The 778-nt window shown below is 31.1% G+C and carries 1 protein-coding gene; it reads left to right on the plus strand.

Annotation, left to right across the window (positions count from 1 at the left end):
* Window positions 1-303: capsular polysaccharide synthesis protein (locus MSI_RS13535; RefSeq protein WP_039925157.1), on the plus strand; the 303-nt coding region annotated here is incomplete at its 5' end.
* Between the last annotated feature and the right edge of the window lie 475 nt (window positions 304-778).

Consider the following 778-nt stretch of genomic DNA (forward strand, 5'->3'; position numbering starts at 1 on the left):
ATTCTGACTCGTGATTTGTTGTATGAATATTGGAAAAGTAAAAATTCAATGATTCATTATTTTCTAATTTATTTCTTTATGAAACTTGCAGCCGATTTCTACAAAGAAGACTGGGATGCAATTCCATGGTTCCCGGATTTACCTCCGCATATTATGCAAAGAGAACTTAATAAGCCATATACACAGGAACGCTGGAATCAACTTTGCAGAATGAGTGATATTCATAAACTTTCATATAAAATAGAACTAAACAAAAATGAGGGAACAATTTATAATCATATTATTAAGGAAAATACTAATTAATGATTAACAAGCTCAAAAGTACAATCCCCCACTTTATTTTTACTTCTCATTACAGCAATACTTTTAAACAACATTTTTTATTGGTTTTTCCTGGACAGATGAGGGACTTTATCTTTCTACAGGTTCACAGGCTCTTTACAGGAGACCGGCTTTTAATTGATGACTGGACACCTACCCAGTTTTATGCACCACTACTCTATCCTCTTTATACACTTTTTATAAAAATTACAGGAAGTACAGACGGAGCATTTTTATTCTTCAGATTTTTGACATTAATACTTCAATTTTTTACATCTGTGTTTGTCTTTTTTTATTCTTTCAAAAAAATAATGAAAAAATTCCTTCTTTTTTTGTATCTGTCTTACCGCTCATATTTGCAAGAGCATGTCTTAACGGACCTTCCTATTACACAATTGGGTTAATAACATATTTTCTTGGAATCCTTTGCATATATTCGGTTTTTACGCTCAATTTT

The organism is Treponema sp. JC4 (assembly GCF_000260795.1).
Lineage (GTDB): Bacteria > Spirochaetota > Spirochaetia > Treponematales > Treponemataceae > Treponema_D.